Annotated in this window: 9 protein-coding genes; 5 read left to right on the top strand and 4 right to left on the bottom strand. The window is 56.9% G+C overall.

Annotation, left to right across the window (positions count from 1 at the left end; genetic code table 11):
• Positions 1 to 80: 80 nt before the first annotated feature.
• Together GOB94_RS14460 and GOB94_RS14465 are read right to left on the bottom strand one after the other, a co-directional pair.
• Positions 81 to 3,734 (bottom strand): carboxypeptidase-like regulatory domain-containing protein, encoded by a 3,654-nt coding sequence (locus tag GOB94_RS14460; protein WP_182276578.1) that lies wholly within the window; start codon positions 3,732 to 3,734, stop codon positions 81 to 83.
• Between the two features lie 395 nt (positions 3,735 to 4,129).
• Positions 4,130 to 5,038 carry a hypothetical protein gene (locus GOB94_RS14465; protein WP_182276579.1) on the bottom strand — a complete coding sequence of 303 codons (909 nt, stop codon included), beginning with the start codon at positions 5,036 to 5,038 and terminating at the stop codon, positions 4,130 to 4,132.
• A 558-nt stretch (positions 5,039 to 5,596) separates the two neighbouring features.
• Here GOB94_RS14465 and GOB94_RS14470 point away from each other — a divergent pair.
• From GOB94_RS14470 to GOB94_RS14480, 3 genes are read left to right on the top strand one after another with little or no spacing between them, the layout of a single operon-like run.
• Positions 5,597 to 6,046, top strand: coding sequence for a DUF6152 family protein (locus tag GOB94_RS14470; RefSeq protein WP_182276580.1), 450 nt, complete (start codon positions 5,597 to 5,599; stop codon positions 6,044 to 6,046).
• A gap of 48 nt (positions 6,047 to 6,094) precedes the next feature.
• Complete coding sequence (locus GOB94_RS14475; protein ID WP_182276581.1) at positions 6,095 to 6,607, top strand: DUF6644 family protein; 513 nt, start codon at positions 6,095 to 6,097, stop codon at positions 6,605 to 6,607.
• A gap of 27 nt (positions 6,608 to 6,634) precedes the next feature.
• A complete protein-coding gene (locus tag GOB94_RS14480; protein ID WP_182276582.1) occupies positions 6,635 to 7,111 on the top strand; it encodes a DUF6644 family protein in 477 nt (158 codons plus the stop codon).
• A gap of 29 nt (positions 7,112 to 7,140) precedes the next feature.
• On the opposite strand, the gene GOB94_RS14485 is transcribed toward GOB94_RS14480, so the two are convergent.
• Positions 7,141 to 7,362 (bottom strand): hypothetical protein, encoded by a 222-nt coding sequence (locus GOB94_RS14485; protein ID WP_255483998.1) that lies wholly within the window; start codon positions 7,360 to 7,362, stop codon positions 7,141 to 7,143.
• Between the two features lie 556 nt (positions 7,363 to 7,918).
• Here GOB94_RS14485 and GOB94_RS14490 point away from each other — a divergent pair.
• Complete coding sequence (locus GOB94_RS14490; protein WP_255483999.1) at positions 7,919 to 10,681, top strand: Ig-like domain-containing protein; 2,763 nt, start codon at positions 7,919 to 7,921, stop codon at positions 10,679 to 10,681.
• A 240-nt stretch (positions 10,682 to 10,921) separates the two neighbouring features.
• Positions 10,922 to 12,442, top strand: coding sequence for a hypothetical protein (locus GOB94_RS14495; protein WP_182276584.1), 1,521 nt, complete (start codon positions 10,922 to 10,924; stop codon positions 12,440 to 12,442).
• 1,024 nt (positions 12,443 to 13,466) lie between these two features.
• Here GOB94_RS14495 and GOB94_RS14505 read toward each other — a convergent pair.
• A complete protein-coding gene (locus GOB94_RS14505; RefSeq protein ID WP_220464940.1) occupies positions 13,467 to 17,483 on the bottom strand; it encodes a carboxypeptidase-like regulatory domain-containing protein in 4,017 nt (1,338 codons plus the stop codon).
• Positions 17,484 to 17,812: the final 329 nt, after the last annotated feature.

Genomic DNA, 17,812 nt, shown 5'->3' on the forward strand with positions numbered 1-17,812 from the left:
AAGGGTGTTGGTGCGTGCTCTTAGAAGGGAAGACCGGCGCGGGCAAGAATCATATTGCCCACGCCGGCAGACGGAGAAGTTCAGAAGCTGAACCTGCCGCCGAGCTGAATGATCCGCGCGTAATTGATCTGCGAAGTGATTTGGCCGAACGTCGATCCTTGAACCGCTGTTTGACTGCCTGTATTTACCGGCAAGACCGTCACTGGGGCAGCAAACTCGGGTGTATTGAATGCATTCAGGGCCTCGGCCCGAAATTGGAAGTCAGCCCTTTGGCTAATATGGAAGCTCTTGTTGATGGATAGATCAGAGTCGTCGTAACCCGGACCATACACCGGCAACGTGCGCGGAGCATTCCCGTAGGTATAAGCCGGCGCTACTGTGAAGGCAGCCGTGTTGAAGTATGTTTGAGTGCCGTTCTGCTGCGGCCCAAGCCTGCCCTGCGGTCTTCCAGATTTCGCGATCGGAACACCCGGAACCAGATTCGGCCGCTGTACAGCACCGCCAACTCCCGTGGTGCCGTATTGACTGGCACTGTTGAGGTCGGTCTGGGTAATGGAAAGTGGTCCGCCATTTTCAACAATTGTTTCATCGTTGAATTGCCACCCACCAAGGAAGGCATTGGCCCAGCGGTTGATACCACTCAAGTAGGCCCTTCCACGTCCAAATGGCAGATCGTAAGTAATCACGAGCGTGGCCCGGTTCGGCACATCATCTGCGGCACGCGCATATTCAGCCTTGGGATTGGTGTTGTCTTGAGGGCCCGCTGTGGCGTTTAGGTTGTCGCTGGTCGCGGGCGCCGACACGGAGGAGTAGATGTTGTCCCAGTTTGACGACCAGGTGTAGGTCCCAAGCACGGTCAGCCCATTGCGGAAGCTACGCTGGACCTTAACCGCGAGAGCGTTGTAGCGCGAGTAGCCATTGCTCTCGGAAAGAGTGACCGAAGAGAACTCAGGGAAGGGAAGTTGCAGCTGAGCCGCTGACAAAGTCGTCTGCGATACAAGCCCAGTGGCGGGGTATCCCCCCACAGTTGTTGCATGAAATGGGTTTGCGACTGGAGTTGCCAACGAAGTGCCAGTTGCCGCAAATAAAACCCTGTTTGGCAATTGGTTGATATTTACCGTATTTTCGAAGTTCCGCGTGTGTGCTCCTACATAACCTACTTTCAGGGCAATATGGCCGGGGAGTTCTCTTTGAAGATCAACCGAATACTGCTGCACTAGGGGATATCGGCGGCTGGAATCAATGCCGGTGATCGAGCCGCCTACACCCGTGAGATATCCCAGCGAGTTACCACTCGGTGCCAGCAGCCCGCCAGGGAAGGGGTTGGAGAGATATGCGCCCGTGCCGAAGTTGCTTGCAGGAGTGGCTGCCGTAAGGTTCGATGTGCTGTACGTTGTCGTCTGGCTATATCCGGGAGAATAGTTTGTGAGCGCAACCGGAGCGTAGAACAGACCGAAGCCGGCACGCAGTACGGTTTTCTTATCCAGCGAGTATGCAAGGCCAAGCCGGGGTGAATACTTTGCGGCTCCATATTGGCAGCACTTCGTTGAATACCCGTTCGTCCCCGCGAACTCAACACCGCCCAACAAGGGCGTCCCACTGGTGGATAGCGGATTTTGGATAGTCTTATTGAAGCCGACGATGAATCGGTTGTTCGCCTCGCTCTGCCCTGGTTCGACTTCCAGCCGCAGACCGAGATTCACTGTAAGGGCATTGTTCAGACGAAAGTCATCCTGTCCATAGAAGGCGCTGTAGTTGGCAAGCTGCAATGTATAGGGCGCATTGATCGTGACGGATGCACTTGAGACAGCGCCGAGCAGCAGGTCGGCTATCGAGTTGCCGCTCGTTGTGGACGCGCTGGCGCCGTTGATAGAGGTGTACTGGCCATTGAAGTTATAGGCTCCATTTCCACCGGAAAAACTCTGCGTGTAATCACGCAGTCCGCGGTAGACGTATCCAGCCTTTACATTGTGCCTGCCGATGGTTTTCGATACGCTAATCACGAAGTTGCGCGAGTAGTTAATAGTCGGGCCACTGTTGGCACCGCCAAGACTGGCGACGCCGCTTGGCGTGATGGTGGGGAATGTGGCGGATTGGAGTCGGCTCACGAAGCCTTGAGAGAAGCCGGTTCCTCCAAAGCCATTTGTCTGATCGAACCCGTTACTGTACTGCGGAGAAGTGCTGTAATAGCGGTTGAACCCATATGCGACGTTCAGAACCGTCGTTGGTGAAAGCAGGATCGTATTGTTGATGGCGGTTGCATCGTTATAGCGTGTAAGTACGCCAATGCCTTCTGCCTTCACATGTAGCACACTTCCGCTGGGTTCTTGCGTCGCCAAATGCACATAGGAGGCTGCAGCCGACCACCGGCTGTTGAACTGATGGTCAAGCTTCCCGCTATACATATCAGACCGTGTCTTAAGGGAGTCCTGAGGAAGTGCGCGGTTCCCTGTACCGTACGCCTGCGACGATGCCAGAGCCACATTAGGTAAGGGATAGGAGTTCGCAATAAACTGTCCGATCGGGTTGATGCTTACATCGCTCCCCGGGATGTAGTTTGGCGTTGGGATGCCATTTTTCATACCGGTGATGACTGCCGTACGTTTCCCTTCGACGAAGGGTTGGGTGGGGTCATAGAGCGTAGGTTCAGTTGGGCCGGGATTGTCAGATTGCGTGAAGTCGCCCAGGCGTTCCGCGGCTGTTGGAACATACACGGCTGTGCTGCTGGCAGCATAAGGCTGCTGTTGTCGATATCCATCCTCCGTGATCCAAAAGTAGTACTTCCCTCCCACTAGTGGCACGCCGCTGAAGCCCGGAATCTTGTCAAGTGGAAGTGGACCGCCGAGTGCACCCGAATAGAGATAGGTCGCCTGGCCAGGACGAGGCGCATGGCTGAGATTGCTGTAGAAGCTGTTGGCACTCCAAGGTGTCTGCCTCGTTTCGCCATAGAGCACACCGTGCAGTTGATCGTTGCCAGATTTCAGGGTTGCGTTGTAAAGCCCGCCACCGACGCGCCCAGCTTCAGCGTCGTAGGTGTTGGCTTGGACCTTGACCTCTGAAACCGCTTCCAGCGAGGGGATAAAAGTCACAATGCCTGCCGACGTTGAGGTAGGAATTCCATCCACCACATAGCCGTTGGTGCCGATGGGGGCACCGGCAATCGAGACCGAAGACGTCATATTCTGGTCCTCGGCCCGCGCCTGTTGAGGATTACCGGTAGGTATGACGTTGCTGTCCAGCTTGTCCATGATGAATGGATTCCGGCCCAGATTCGGTAGGTCCTGAAGCTTCCGCTCATCGTAGAGCTGACCGTTACTGGCGCTGGCATTGTTGATCAGTTCTTCTGTGCTTGCGCTCACGTCTACGGTTTGTTCAGCACTCCCAACGGCTAGCTTGAAGTCGAGGGTCTTCGTTACACCGAGTTCTGTGATGAGACCGATTTCGTGCCCTGTCTTGAACCCGGACTCTTCGACGCTGACTGAGTAGGAGCCTGGATCGACGGCGCCGAAGAAATAAATTCCGGAACCATTGGTCACTTCTGTTCGGCTCACATGGGTGCGGTCGGCGGTAAGAGTCACCTTCGCGCCAGCTACTGCGGCATTTTGAGAGTCGGAAACAAGACCACGAACACTTCCATAGTTTGTCTGGGCTTTGATGGGGGCGGCACTGAATACCGACAATAGCAAAAGGATGGGTAGGCCGGATATAAATCGATACAAACGTGCGTACTTCATGAATCGTTCTCCCTAAGCCTGGCGCAGGCTGGCGTATGCTCTTAGCGTCGAGTCAACTGAGAACACTTGTGAGATAGCTCACCGGAGTGAGCAACATCATGGAACTCCATACAGCAGAGGAGGCCATGCCACAAGTGCTAGATTGTTCGGAAAGGTGCTTTCTCGAGTGATGCAGACGCAGGCGTGCAAGCCGAGCGCATTGGCGCCTCAAGGATGCATGGCCTCTGTCACTTCACAAAGCTAGAGAATGGGACAACAACGACATCTCTCTGTGGAGCCAGCGCCGGTGCTGGCTCCACAGAGTGGGTTTCTAAGATTGAGGGCTACCTGTCGATTCGTCATGGGATCGCTGGGTATTCAGTTATAAATATTGAGACTGTGTCTGCTCGGATGAATCAGTTAGGTATTGAGGTGACGGCTGGGTGGTCCTTCGAGGGAGGTGGTGGCAGCGGAGCCACTTTGTCAAATCCACGCTGTCCATCGGCCCCGATAACTCCAGGGCCAGGCCCAAGATGAGGAGCATCTACATTATCTTCAGAGCATGAGTACTCATGTACCTCAGCTCCTGGCTTACCCAGCAACCAGGTGCGTTGATAATGAATGGGCTCTGTGTAGTATTTCGGATCGGTCACTACCATTTCGAGGTGCAGATGCCCGACATCAGGCCTGGTCCAGCGTTCTACGACATGCTGCTCATCGCTATGAGGATCGGCGTTCTCATCTGCCCAGGTTCGCTTTTCCTTGAAGCCGGTGGAGTCGATAACGAACGTATCACCATCCCATGACCCGATCTCCTCGCCGAAGAATGATGGATCGGGGTCCGCCGTATGCTTACTTCCATCAAAAGGCACGAGTCGATATGTTGTGTACCAGTACAAAAATACGGTGTGGTCCTTGCCTTGGAGAAGCTGAAATGGCAACCCGCTTGCGTTGTGTCGTGGAAGGCCACCCACAATGCAGAGAGCCTCAGGATCAACCGTATGCTCCACGTTGTATTCGTGCGCAGTGACGCCGGCGGGAGTAAAAGGTAGCTTATATCCCGGATAATCCTTGCCGAGATTGCCGACAGGTTTATCCTTTGGCGCGTGGGACGGGATCCAGTATCCCGATAGGTCGGGGTGATTCCCGAGTCGCGGCGCTGGTCCCTTCGGCAGGTCAGCCTCGCTGCGCGAGAACGGAGAGTTCTCGCTGCCTCTGGTGTCAGGCTGCTTTTGTGCGGGGCTCTGGGCACTGAGTGACGGATACATGACGATAAGCAGTAACGCTGTGAGCGTAGGAGCGCCGAAGCGCAGTTGGGTCTTCAACGAAGACCTCCTTTCTTTTCGATGGAGTGCCACCCATAGAGATAGAATCCCCTTGGTTATCGCAAGTGGCAGCTACAGCGATTGCCACCGAATGCAGACCGAGGTTTGCCTGGATTTATACCTAAGTAGGAATTGTGTGATTGTCAGTAAGGATGAGTCAGTCGGCCTACGACCAACGTCCGCATAGAGGTACTCAGCACAATTAGCGAGTACAACAACAACGCGAACGAATCAGCGAAACGATGCCGGGCATGGATAGAAAGTAATCCATAGAATAGATCCCGTCAAGAGTTTTACTTGACATAATAGAATCCTACTACTTAGAGTTCAGATATGCCTGCTACGACAGCGTCGTTGTGTTGTTGCTCCTCTCTGATTTTCTGAGTGGACGGCAACCCGACCTGTTTGATGCCATGACTAAAATCGTTTCTTCGGCACTTGATGCCACTTGAGACCTATTTTTTCATCGGACGGCAGCAAGGATAGAGACCCGCTCCACTTCCGGAGCGGGTTTTATTTTGCCCGCTCAACCCACACAAATAAGCAAAGGATGACTCTATGAAGACCAGAAGTGCGCTTGCCCTCGTGCTGGCAGTCTCCGCTATAGCAGCGGTGCCTGCATACGCCCACCACTCTTTTGCCGCGGAGTTCGACGGCAACAAGCCGACACGCCTCGTCGGCAAGATTACCCGCGTGGAGTGGACCAATCCACACTCTTACTTTTACGTCGACGTAACCGACGCCAAGGGCGTTACCTCCAACTGGGGTTGCGAAGGCGCCGGCCCGGGCGCGCTCAGCCGCCGCGGATGGAAGAAAGGCGACCTTAAGATCGGCGACACCATCGTTGTAGATGGCTATCGTGCCAAGGACGGCTCTCATCTCGTCGATGCTCGACGCGTTACCCTGCCGGATGGTCGCTCGGTCTACGGGGGGAGCCCTGGCGATGGAGGCCCTGGTGACGATGGCACAGACAAGGGCGCTCTTCCCGGCGCTGGTAAAAAGAGCTAAAGGAGCCAGACAGCCCAACGCCGCACTTACTCACTTGTGATACCGGCGTTGGGCCACTTCGATATGTATATTTCTGTTCCACAACATGTTTGCCAGCTTATCTATGATTCGCAGATTGGTACAGCTATTCGAGAGTCGGACTATGCCTTCTCCATCATCGAGTCTGTTCACGTTCTCGCAATTACCGTTCTTTTCGGTTCCATCTCCATTCTGGATCTGCGGATGCTGGGTGTCATCCTTCGCGAGATTCCAGTCACACGCGTCTCGCGGGCTATCTTTCCTATCACTTGGACGGGCTTTGGAATCATGCTTGTCAGTGGGCTGCTACTGTTCTGGGCGGAGGCCGCGAAGAATTACGTAAACCCTGCTTTTCGGGTCAAAATGCTATTGCTGATTCTCGTGGGACTGAACCCGCTCATCTTCCACACGACTGTCTATCGACGAGTGCACGACTGGGAGACGCTGAAGCTATCCCCATGGAGAGCGCGCGCTGCGGCCATCGCATCCCTTGCACTATGGAGCGGCATCATTGTGGCGGGTCGCGCCATCGCGTACTTTTAGCTCTTAGATAAAGGATCTCTTACCCGTATGTCTCCGCGCCCCTGGTTTGTCGCCCTTGCTCATTCCCCTCTCGGCCACTTTATGCAGACCAGTCAATGGGCCTTTGCCATCGTGGAAATGGCGCACCTTCTAGCGCTCGCGCTTTTAGGTGGTTCCGTGCTGATTGTCGATCTTCGCCTGCTGGGTGTTGTGCTCAAACGAGATTCTGCCGTCGTCATTGGACGCGATATGAGTCGCATCCTGTTAAGCAGTCTGGTCTTCATGATTCTCTCTGGAATTGCCATGGTCTCGGAAGAGTCTCTCAAGTGCTTTTATAGTCCTGCTTTCCGTTGGAAGATGGCTCTTCTCTTTACGGCAGTACTCTTTTACTTCACCTTGCATCGCCGTGCGCTTTACATGCTCGGGACCCGGAGGGCGACGGTGTGGTCGCGTATGGCTGCCGGAGTGTCTATCGCGCTCTGGTTGGGTGTTGGCATTGCAGGAAGGGCAATTGGACTTATCTGAACGCAGGAACTTGCCAAATCGGCGATGAATTACTGCTTCCGGTTTGAGGTTATTCCGCAACCGTTACCAGACCCCAAACCACGTAGACTAGCGGCCACGAGTTCATGCATCTTCTTTGGCTCATCGCCTTTTACGAAGTATGGCGTCCACCCGCAGCCTCTCAGGAATTGGTCCAGTTCCTCGTGCTCAATGCGAGCCAACACCGCCGGATTACTGATCTTGTAACCATTGAGGTGCGGGGTCGGTAACACCGCCCCATTTGGTCCTGGGGTCGAGAAACTTATTGGACTGCCATGGGCGCCAATGACCCCGTCTCTGCTTCGCCGTCGCTAATCAATCACGCCGCACTGTTCCTATCCATCTGCAGGACTGAACACCTAGTCAATTCAGGTCCGTTGTCGTAGCGGATGGTCCGCGGCCTGCTCCGCCTCTATCTGTCTCAGAGCCGTTAGGAGCAGCGCTTTACTGTGCTTACTCCGGCGTATCTCTCCCTTTACTCAGGAGGATAGAGATAACTTGCATGTGCGGGTTCTAGGGGAGCAGGTCAGTCAATGATGTCCTAAAAAATAACTTCTATGGCGAGCTGTATTGCTCAGACTTAGTCGATGGAGAAGCGTAACACTTGGAAACGACTACCTTCGCTCTTTCCTCATGGCCCCGTTTGAAAGCAAACGTGGATATCGAGTGCAACGGCATACGGGTTCGACCAGGAGATTTTAGATGCTCATTCGTAGAGTACCAATTGTGGTTTCTTTTACTGCTCTTTTTTTTGTGTTTCTGGGTGGATGTGGGAAAGAGACGACATCGGTGAATGCGCCTTCTGTGATCTCGACTATGCCTGTCGCGGGAGCGACCGGCGTTCCGGTGAATCAGGTCATCTCGGCAACATTCAATGAGTCGATGAACCCGTCTACCATCAGTGCGGCAACATTTCTCCTCACGGGGCCGGGGGCAACTGCTGTTGCCGGCACCGTGTCCTACAACTCCGCGGGATCCGTGGCCTCCTTCGCCCCAACAACAGTTCTTACCTTCAACACGACTTATACGGCGACGATCACGAGCGCTGTGACGAATACGGTCGGCGTTCAACCGGTCGCAAGCTACACCTGGAGCTTTACAACGGCTACGCAGCCGACGGTGATTGCGACTTTGCCGATGAATGGCGCAACATTTGTGCCGACTAACCAAATTCTCACAGCGACGTTCAGCAAGGTGCTAAATCCCGCGACAGTCAATGCCACCACCTTCCTTTTGAAGGGACCCGGTGCGACAACTGTGGCTGGAACTGTTACCTATAACGCGGCGGGGTCGGCGGCTTCCTTTACTCCAGGCACGGCGTTGATACCCAACACGGTTTATACGGCTACGATTACGACCAGTGTCACCGATTCAACCGGCGACCCGCTGGCCGCGAGCTATACCTGGAGCTTTACGACCGCTACACCGCCTGTAGTTCTTTCGACCGTGCCGCTTAATGGCGCTACGGGTGTGCCGCTCGATCAAGCGATAAGCGCGACGTTCAGCCAGGCGATGAATTGCGCGACGCTCGCATCGCCAGCAACCAGCTTCGTTCTCGCCGGCCCTGGTACGACATCGGTGGCGGGCACAGTCACTTGCTCCGGCAGCGTGGCCACGTTCACTCCGGCAGCTGCCCTCATCGTCAACACCATCTATACGGCCACGATCACTACTGGGGCCCAGAGCCTTGCAGGCGCCCCGTTAGCCGCCAACTACGCATGGATGTTTAGAACGCTTCCGGCGCCCACCCCGCCAACGGTCATCTCCACTGTTCCTGCCAATCTGGCAGTGGATGTGCCCATCAACCAGGCCCTCAGCGCCACCTTCAGCGTGGCCATGACGCCTGCCACGATCAACGCGACATCCTTCACGCTTACTGGACCGGGCGCGACTCCCGTGACAGGAGCCGTCGTCTACGTCGTTGCAGGCTCCACGGCGACCTTCACCCCAAGCGCACCGCTCGCGTACAACACTCTCTATACGGCCACGATCACCACTGGGGCGCAGAATCTGGCCGGCACCGCGCTGGCACAGAACTACGTCTGGACGTTTACCACTGGAGCAGCCGTCGTCGTACCTCCGACAGTAACTTCTACCATCCCCGCGGCCGGAGCCACGAGCGTGCCGGCCAATCAAGCGGTCAGCGCGACGTTCAGCGTGCCTATGAACCCTGCCACGATCAACCCGGCAACCTTTACGCTGACGGGGCCGGGTACCACCCCTGTCGCCGGCCTTGTTGCTTACGCGGCCATTGGAAATACGCTGACGTTCAACCCAACAGCGAACCTTGCGGCCAACACTCTGTATACGGCCACGATCGCCACAGGAGCCCAGAATCTGGCGGGCACGGGGTTGGCTCAGAACTACGTCTGGTCTTTCACTACCGGAGCGCCCATCGTCGTTCCTCCGGAGATCGTTTCGACGCTGCCCCTAAACGGCGCCACCAATGTTCCGCTCACGCAGGTGGTAAGCGCAACTTTTACCAAGGCGATGAACCCGCTGACGATCAACAACGCGACCTTCCAGCTTACACAGGGTGGAAATCAGGTAGCGGCCACGCTAGCGTATGACGCGGTAACCTTCATAGCCACGCTCACACCCACCGTCGCGCTGCTCCCCAGCACCAGTTACATCGCAACAGTGACCTCCGGAGCAACGGATCTTGCTGGAAATCCTCTGGGGACTACCGGCGCGGCGAATCCATGGACCTTTATGACCGCTGCGACGGTGGTACCGCCACCGGTCGTCCTTGGGCCGACCATATCGCTCTTTGGGGCTTTCGGCGGCAACGCCGGAATCACCAATCAGGGACTTTCGACGGTCATCAATAATGGCGATATCGGAACTACAGCTGCCTCCACGTTGATAACTGGATTTCACGATGACAGCATTGTGAGCCTAACTGGCGTAGCCGAATGCACGTATACGGAGTCGACAGCTCCGCAGGCTACCGGGCTTGTTGGATCCGTATCGCCAACGCCCGGAACGGGACTCATCGCGATCTACACAGCTCCCGGCACTTCGCAGCCGACGACAGCATGCCCCGACGAAGGAACCGCAACGACTTTCGCCACCGCAACTCAAGCCGCACTGGAAGCCCAGGCAGCTTACAACACACTTCAAGGTCTTCCTCCAGGGATCACTCTGTCGAACGACGAGTTGGGCAATCGCACTCTGCCACCTGGCACCTATACTTCCGCAACCTTTTATGACATCACTGCGGGTCCGCTTACTCTCGACGCTCAAGGCAACACCAATGCGTACTGGATATTCCAGATGGGGTCGTATCTCCAGGTAGGTACGCCGACAGCGCCTCAAAGCGTTGTTCTGATAAACGGAGCCAAGGCAAGCAATGTCTTCTGGGCGGTTGGGGGTCTTCCTGGCGCGGTCATCAACTACGGAGGAGGAGGAACGATGGTGGGAACTGTCATTTCTTCGCCGGGAATCACGGTCTCAAGTCCCGGAGTCGCCGCTGTTACGACAATCGACGGCAGAGTGATTGCTTTGACCGCGTCAGTCACAATGGTCAACACCGTCATCAACGTCCAGTAAGCTACACCGCGGCCACCCTCAAGCGAGGGTGGCCGCGGTCGATGCAAGGGCGTTCGAGGCTGAGCCCGACACATAGAGATTCAGGAGAATGAGATGAAATTATCTTCACGGATGCTTGCCACAGTGGTAGTCGTTGTTTCGATGGCGCCGATGCCGTTAATCCATGGGGAGAATCCCACTGGGTCGCGAGACAAGAAACTTTCCAGTTCCATCGTTCCGCATGGCCGGGGTGTTCATCCTATGACGCCAACACGGGTGCCGCACATGCGCCGCAGGACTCCGAAGGCTGAACTATTTCTTGGATATTCGCGGTTTGGCACGGGATCGAACAATACGGTGGTGGGGAACCGTATGGTAGGCCTGAATGGTGGGAGTGCTTCGATTGCGTTCAACTTCAACCGCTATCTCGGACTCGTAGGCGACTTTGGCGGTTATGATGACAGCCAGTTGCAGTTTACCGGCACGGGAGCCAACCAGCCGCTTGTCGTGAACTCCAGCGGTACGGCCTATACTTATCTCTTCGGGCCTCGGCTCTCCTTTCGCAATCACACCCGCTTCACGCCATTTGTGCAGGTCCTCGCCGGAGGCGTTCATGCGTCTGCTGTGACCGTGAGCAACTGTGCCGGGGCGGGGTGTGCGGCGCTTCCCGTACAGAATTCCTTCGCGATGGCCGGTGGCGGCGGTTTGGATATTCGCCTGACACATCACATCTCAATCCGTGCGGTGCAGGCGGAGTACATGCTGACGAGGTTTCAGGGTGTCGTCAATAGTGTTTCCACAGGAGCAAGCGCCAGCCAGAACGATCTGCGGCTTTCTTCGGGCCTGCTGTTTGCTTTCGGCGGCAGACAGCCATTGCCTCCTGTGCAGCTTGCCTGTAGCGTACAGCCGGGGACCGTATTCTCCGGCGACCCGATGACGGCTACCGCGACTGCAACGAATTTGAACCCCAAGCGCAAGGCCATCTACAGCTGGACTACGAGCGGCGGCGTTATGAGCGGCACGGATTCCACCGCAACTCTCAGTACGTCACGCCTGGCGCCGGGCACCTACACGGTTTCCGGCCATGTTGCGCAGGGCGATCATACGGACGAACAAGCGGGATGCACAGCCGAGTTTACGGTGCGGCCGTTCGAGCCGCCCACGGTTGCCTGCTCGGCGAGCCCGTCGAGCGTGATGCCGGGCGATGGCGCGACGATTACGGCACAGGCGGCGAGCCCGCAGAATCGTCCTCTCAGTTACTCTTACACCGCTAGCGCGGGAACGATTAGTGGAACGACATCGAGTGCCAGCCTGAACACGAGCGGCGTGGCCCCGGGCACGATTATGGTGACTTGCAGCGTCGTTGACGATTTGGGCAAAACGGCCACAGCGACCACCAGCGTGAGCGTCAACGCGCCGCCGGTCGCCGCAGTTCCTCAGCCCAGTGCGCTCTGTGCGATCTCATTTGAGCGCGACCACAAGCGTCCGGAGCGGGTCGACAACGAGGCAAAGGCGTGCCTGGACGATATCGCCCTGGAGATGCGGCGTGAGTCGACTGGAAAGTTGGTCATTGTAGGCAATTACGCGGCTGGCGAAATCTCCAAAATAGCTTCGGAGAGGGCCGTGAATGCGAGCCACTACTTAGTGAACGAAGGGGGAGTGGATGCGCGCCGAATTGAGCTGCGCGTCGGTTCCGAGAGTGGACGGACGGCGACCAACACCTTCGTCCCGGCCGGAGCGACCTTCAATGAAAGCGATAGCACAGCCATTTCTCAGCCCTGAGAATGGACACACACGCATCGCACCGTGCCGGCCCTTTTAGGGCCGGCACGGTCGTTTGGTGCGACGAAGGCTTTGCCCATTCGGGAGTTTCCGGTAAAGCTGCGGATAGACTGGATATCGGTTCGCCCGCGAACCTGCGCAGTGCCGGCGCGGCGAGTTATAGTGGGACGCTCGATGGTGTATCGACATATTCACTGTTGCAAGTTGTAGGATTTGTTGCGATGGTGTATGGGAGTATTGCGTTACGAGTTGAGCGAGGCGCAGTGGCGTCGGCTTGAGCCATTGTTGCCAGGGTAAGCCGGTCAGGTTAGGCGTCCGGCGGGAGATAATCGTCGTTTTGTGAACGGTGCGCAGTGGGCGATCCGCTCTGGGATACGCTGGGCTAATCTTCCTGAGCGTTATGCCAAGTACAAGAGCGTGCACAAACGGTTCGTGCGCTGGACGCATGCCGGGGTCTGGGATCGCATCTTTGCTGAGCTGGTGCGGAACAAGCAGAACCCGTACTTGATGCTGGATTCGACCATCGTCAAGGCTCATCAGCAAGCGGCCGGTGGCCGCAAAAAGGGGCGACAAGGCTCTGGGGAGAAGCCGAGGAGGGCTGACGACCAAGATCCATCTGCTGGTCAACGGCGAAGGACAACCGCTTCAGTTCCGCCTCTCGGCTGGACAACGCAGTGACTACACCGAGGCCCTCGCGCTGCTGGGCGTCCGTAGGCTGATATCGGATCGAGGCTATGACAGCCGGGCATCCTCGAGCATACCCAGGCTATGTGCGCAACGGTCGTCATCCCATCGAAGATCAACTGCCACCTCCAACGAATCTACGATCCAAACCTGTACAAACTCCGAAACCGCATCGCAGGAATGGAGCACAGCCCGCAGGCGCGGCAGAGGCCAAAGGAAGGGGTTTTTCTGTACTCATCGTTTGCGGTTGTTCGATTCATAGAAAAGCGGCGCTGACAGGAAACCTGTCAGCGCCGCTTTTGCTTGCTTGATGTGGAAGGCTGTGGTCGCAGCCTGTCGGTTAGAAGCTGACGCGTGCACCCATCTCGATTTCACGAGGAGTGCTGACCTGCGTCTTGGTAACGCCGAAGGCAGCCGAACTGTTGATGCTGAAGCTGGGGTTTGAGAAGTCATTGTGGTTCATGACGTTTAGGAACGTACCGGAGAGCTCCAAGTTGGTTTTATGCCAGATCTGGACGCCTTTTTTGACGGTCAGGTCCATGTTGAGGTAGCCCAAGCCACTGATCGGCCCAGCACCATTGTCACGCGCGTCGATACCGAGAACTGGAGGACGAGTGGTTTGGTAGACCAGCACCGGGTTCTGGAACATATTGACGGCCGCTGAAGGCGCGCCAGCATGGACGCTGGTACCGACGCTGATGTTGGTACCCGAGGAGTTATCGATACCGCCAGTGATTCCACGGTGGGTTTCGTGACCGCCGGTGTACTGGGAGGTCAAGATGCAGCTTTCGCTGTCGGTAAAGGTCGAGCCATCCTCACCGCCGAAGTTCTGACCGGAGTTGAAGGTGGAGCAGGTCATGGGTTGTCCTGTACCGGCCTGAACCACAGGCGAGATCGTCCAACCGCCGGCGAGACGACCGATGATGCCCTGTTGGTCCTTATACCAAGGGGTCTGATAGACCAGGAAGGTATTGAAGATGTACTTCTGGTCGAAGGGCTGACGGCCATACTGCTGCCGAAGGTTGTAGGAGTCTTCCGCCGAGATGGAGCTGGAATATTGATTGAACGAACCCAGCCCCAGGGCCTTGCTGGCGGTAAAGTTTTCCTGCGCCGTCAAGCCATGCCAACCGCTGACCTTATAGGTGAGGTAGATGCCGTTGTAGTTGCCGTAGCCATCCGGAACCGCGATGCTCTGGCCGGTGACGACCTGACCAGCGCTACCGTAGGCGGCGTTGGCGGGACTGGTGATGGCTGTACCCGAGAGGCTACGACCGAAGACGAAGCCCGCGCCATTCGCGCCGTTCACGTTGTTGTCAAGCACCTGCCACAGGGAGAAGATGTCCTGCTGGCGGAACTTGCTGGTCTGCTTGTTGAGAACGGCCTGGGTGCAGCTTGTGGCGCCGCAGTAGGCCGATCCGGTTCCACCGAGAGCCGCTTCGAAGAAGGGCTGCGGGGCGATGGATGTGGGCGTTGCGCTCTTCTGGCAGATCGAAGAAGAGACTGTGCAGCCCAACGCGGTTTCGATGGCGACATAGGCAGACTCGAAGGTCTGGCCCCCATATGACAGGTTGTAGGGAACCTGGTTGGGGTTCTTGTAGATATAGTCGTGGTGAATGAGACGACCGATGTAGCCGACTTCGATCAGCATCTTGCGGTTGATCTGGCGTTGAATGGACAGGTTGAACGTGTCCACATCGCTGGGACGCAGGGTAGGATCGAGTGGCGAGGCGATGGATACGCCCGGCCCGTCGACGCCGGGACGATAGGGCTGGGGAAGAGTGGCCGGCGGCGGAGCGGAAGCCGTCAGCGGGCTGATTCCATCCACGCCGTAGCGATACGTTGTGGCGTCCGTGTAACCGGACTGGAGGCAGGTACCAGCAGCGGTTGTACTCGGCTGGACATACTGGCAACGTGTACCCAGAACGAGACCGGGGCTGAGCAGCGGGTTGAGGACTTCCGGCGAGCCGTTGAGGCGGCCATAGATCCTGCCATAACCTCCGCGAATGACGGTTGCACTATCGCCGAAGGCCTTCGCCAGGAGCTTATTCTGGAACTTCGGGTTCCACGCGAAGGAGATACGCGGGGCTGCACCGCCGTAGTAAGGGTTATAGATGTACTTATGATTGCCCAGAGTGTTCTTCAGCAAAGCAAAGGCAATGGTTGGATTATAGATCTGGCCTGCGGCAGCTGCGTTCTTGCGGTTCGTCAGCCATTGGTCAAGGTGGATCGCATCCCCGGCGGTATCGGTCCACTGTACCTGGTTGCCATTGGCTTCGCTGGGGGGCATTTCAATCGAGTAGCTCAGGCCATAGCTGAGCGTTAGGGACTTGGTCGCATGCCAGGTATCCGTGGCATAGATGTTGTAGAAGGGGATGGATACCTTTGCGCCGAACGGCGTGTTGGGCGGGTTCAGCGTCAGGGTGCCGTTTACATTGCTATAGGTGTTGGCTACCTGAGTGTCCGTAACGATGCCGTAGTAGGTATCGAGCAGCCGAGCGTAGTTCGAGCTCGCGTTAGCGCCGACAGAGCCCAGGCCAGCTGCAGAGTAGGTGGCAGTACCGCCCCCGCCCGCATCGCCTATCTGATAGGTGGGTGTGTAGTTGATGCTGGCACCGTTGTCCGTGCGCTGGTGGTAATTCCAGTTGTGCTGGTAGGAGAAGCCCACCTGGATGAAGTGATCCCCTTTCAGCTTGGAGAGGTTGTCGGTGAAGGAGTTGTCCTTGCCATTCCAGATACGGGTACGAATGTTCTGGGTGTTGACGTTGTAAGGGGAGAGGACAGTGGTGGTGTTTTCGCCGAGAGGCTCGATAGCACCAACTGCGCCGGAGACCTGGGGCGGAGCGCCAGAACCCTTCCACTGCCAGAAGTTCCGCAGGTAGCTGTAGTGGAAGTCGTTCGTGAGGGAGGAGCTAATGTTGGTAGTCATACCAAGGACGAGAAACCAGGGCTGCTGCGGACGCGGAGTGACCGCGACGGGCGTACCGATCTTGTCGCCGGGCAACTGGCCGCCGATATCGACCTGGTTGTTGGTGAGATTCTGCAGATTGTAGTAGCGGTAGCTGGCCATAAGATGCCACTTCGCACCGAAATCATGATCGAGACGTGTAGCGAGGAAGTTGCTGCGCTGAGGGGTATTGACGTTAGCCCTGTAGCCGATGGTATTCACACCATCGCAGTAAGAGGTCGAGAGCGCACCGCAACTCTGGTCGAAGGTGCCGGCATAGGTTGCGCCGTTGTTGCCGACGCTACCGGAGTTGGTGACGGGTGCGACCGGCAGTTCGCTGTTGTAGTAGGTGTTCATCGTCGTCGGCATGCCGATGCCGCGGGGATCGGCCGCAAGCAATGCGGCTTGGCTATAGGTTGTGCCAGCAAATGTAAGCTGCTGCTGCTGCAGGAACGCGTAAGAAGGAACGGTGCGCTCGTAGGTCGCTGCCAGCGGGTAGCGGAAGCCTTCGTAGTTAGCGAAGAGGTAGGTCTTTCCACCCAGCAGACGCGGGAGAACCGCACCACCGGCTGCGACACCAAAGCGGCTGTAGTGATAGCTGGGCTTGGGTGTATAGCCGATGGATTTCGGGAAGTTGTTCTGCCAGCTGTTCGCATTGAAGCTGTTGTCGAGATAGTACTCGTACGCTGTTCCATGCCACTGATCGTGGCCGCGCTTGGTGACGACCTGGGACTGCGAACCCGACGAAGCTGCAAAGTCGGCGGTCTGGCCTGTCGTGGAGACCTTGAACTCTTCAATGGAGTCCTGAGGCATGGGAACCACACCCGCAGGGCCTGCGCCGAGGGCACCACCGGTAGTGGAGTTGGTGTTTCCGGAGGTGTAGCCGATGGCCGTGCCGTCCATGTCGGAGGTGTTGGCGCCGCCATCGAGAGTGAAGGTAGTTTGGTCGGCGGTGGTGCCGGCGGTCTGACCGCCCGGTGCGACGCCAGGCTGCATCTCCATAAAGGTGGCTACGTCGCGGCCAATAGCGGGGAGCGAATCGACCAGAGCCGGGTCGACAGTGGTGCCGGTCGAAGCGTTCATGGTCTGCAGGTCGGCATTGGACGCCTGCACGTCAACGGTGGTGTTTGTAGAACCGAGGGCCATCCTGAAGTTAGCGTTCGTCTGCGCACCAACGCTAACGACGATGCCCAAAATCTGATCGGTCGAGAACCCATCCTTCACCGCGGTCATATCGTAGGTGCCAGGGACGATATTGACGAGTACATATTGGCCGGTTCCATTCGTCTTCGTGGTACGCGATTGCTTCGTGCTCGTATCGGTGACGGTAATGGTCGTGCCGGCGATCATGGCGCCCTGCGGATCAGTGACCGTACCGGTGATGGTACCGCTGGTCGACTGCGCAAACGCCATGCCAGAACAAAGCACCGCGATCGCGAAGAAGAGTGCTGAGGTACGCGCAGACAGGGACCACCCTAAACGGAATCGATTCATCAATTTGTCCTCACTGGATATGCTATTTCTCGTGGTGCTTGTATTTCTTCAACAGGGGCTACCTTGGAAACCTGGGTGAAGCGCACAATTCTCGGCAGCGCGGAGAACGAGTGAACAACATGAAGCTGAACGCGTGATGCACGGAAAGAAAAGTTTCAACGTGGGCATGGCACAACGGGGGGCCATATCCTTGGAATCCTGGGGAGGGATGCACGTCTGCCCACAGGGGAGTATGGGCTTTTGATGAA

The sequence above is a fragment of the Granulicella sp. 5B5 genome, assembly GCF_014083945.1.
Taxonomy (GTDB): Bacteria; Acidobacteriota; Terriglobia; order Terriglobales; family Acidobacteriaceae; genus Granulicella.

Excerpts from the sequence above, each read along its gene's own strand:
- GOB94_RS14495 (WP_182276584.1), top strand. The coding sequence starts at position 10,922 with ATGACGCCAACACGGGTGCCGCACATGCGCCGCAGGACTCCGAAGGCT.
- GOB94_RS14480 (WP_182276582.1), top strand. The coding sequence starts at position 6,635 with ATGTCTCCGCGCCCCTGGTTTGTCGCCCTTGCTCATTCCCCTCTCGGC.
- GOB94_RS14470 (WP_182276580.1), top strand. The coding sequence starts at position 5,597 with ATGAAGACCAGAAGTGCGCTTGCCCTCGTGCTGGCAGTCTCCGCTATA.
- GOB94_RS14460 (WP_182276578.1), bottom strand. The coding sequence starts at position 3,734 with ATGAAGTACGCACGTTTGTATCGATTTATATCCGGCCTACCCATCCTT.
- GOB94_RS14505 (WP_220464940.1), bottom strand. The coding sequence starts at position 17,483 with ATGGCGTTTGCGCAGTCGACCAGCGGTACCATCACCGGTACGGTCACT.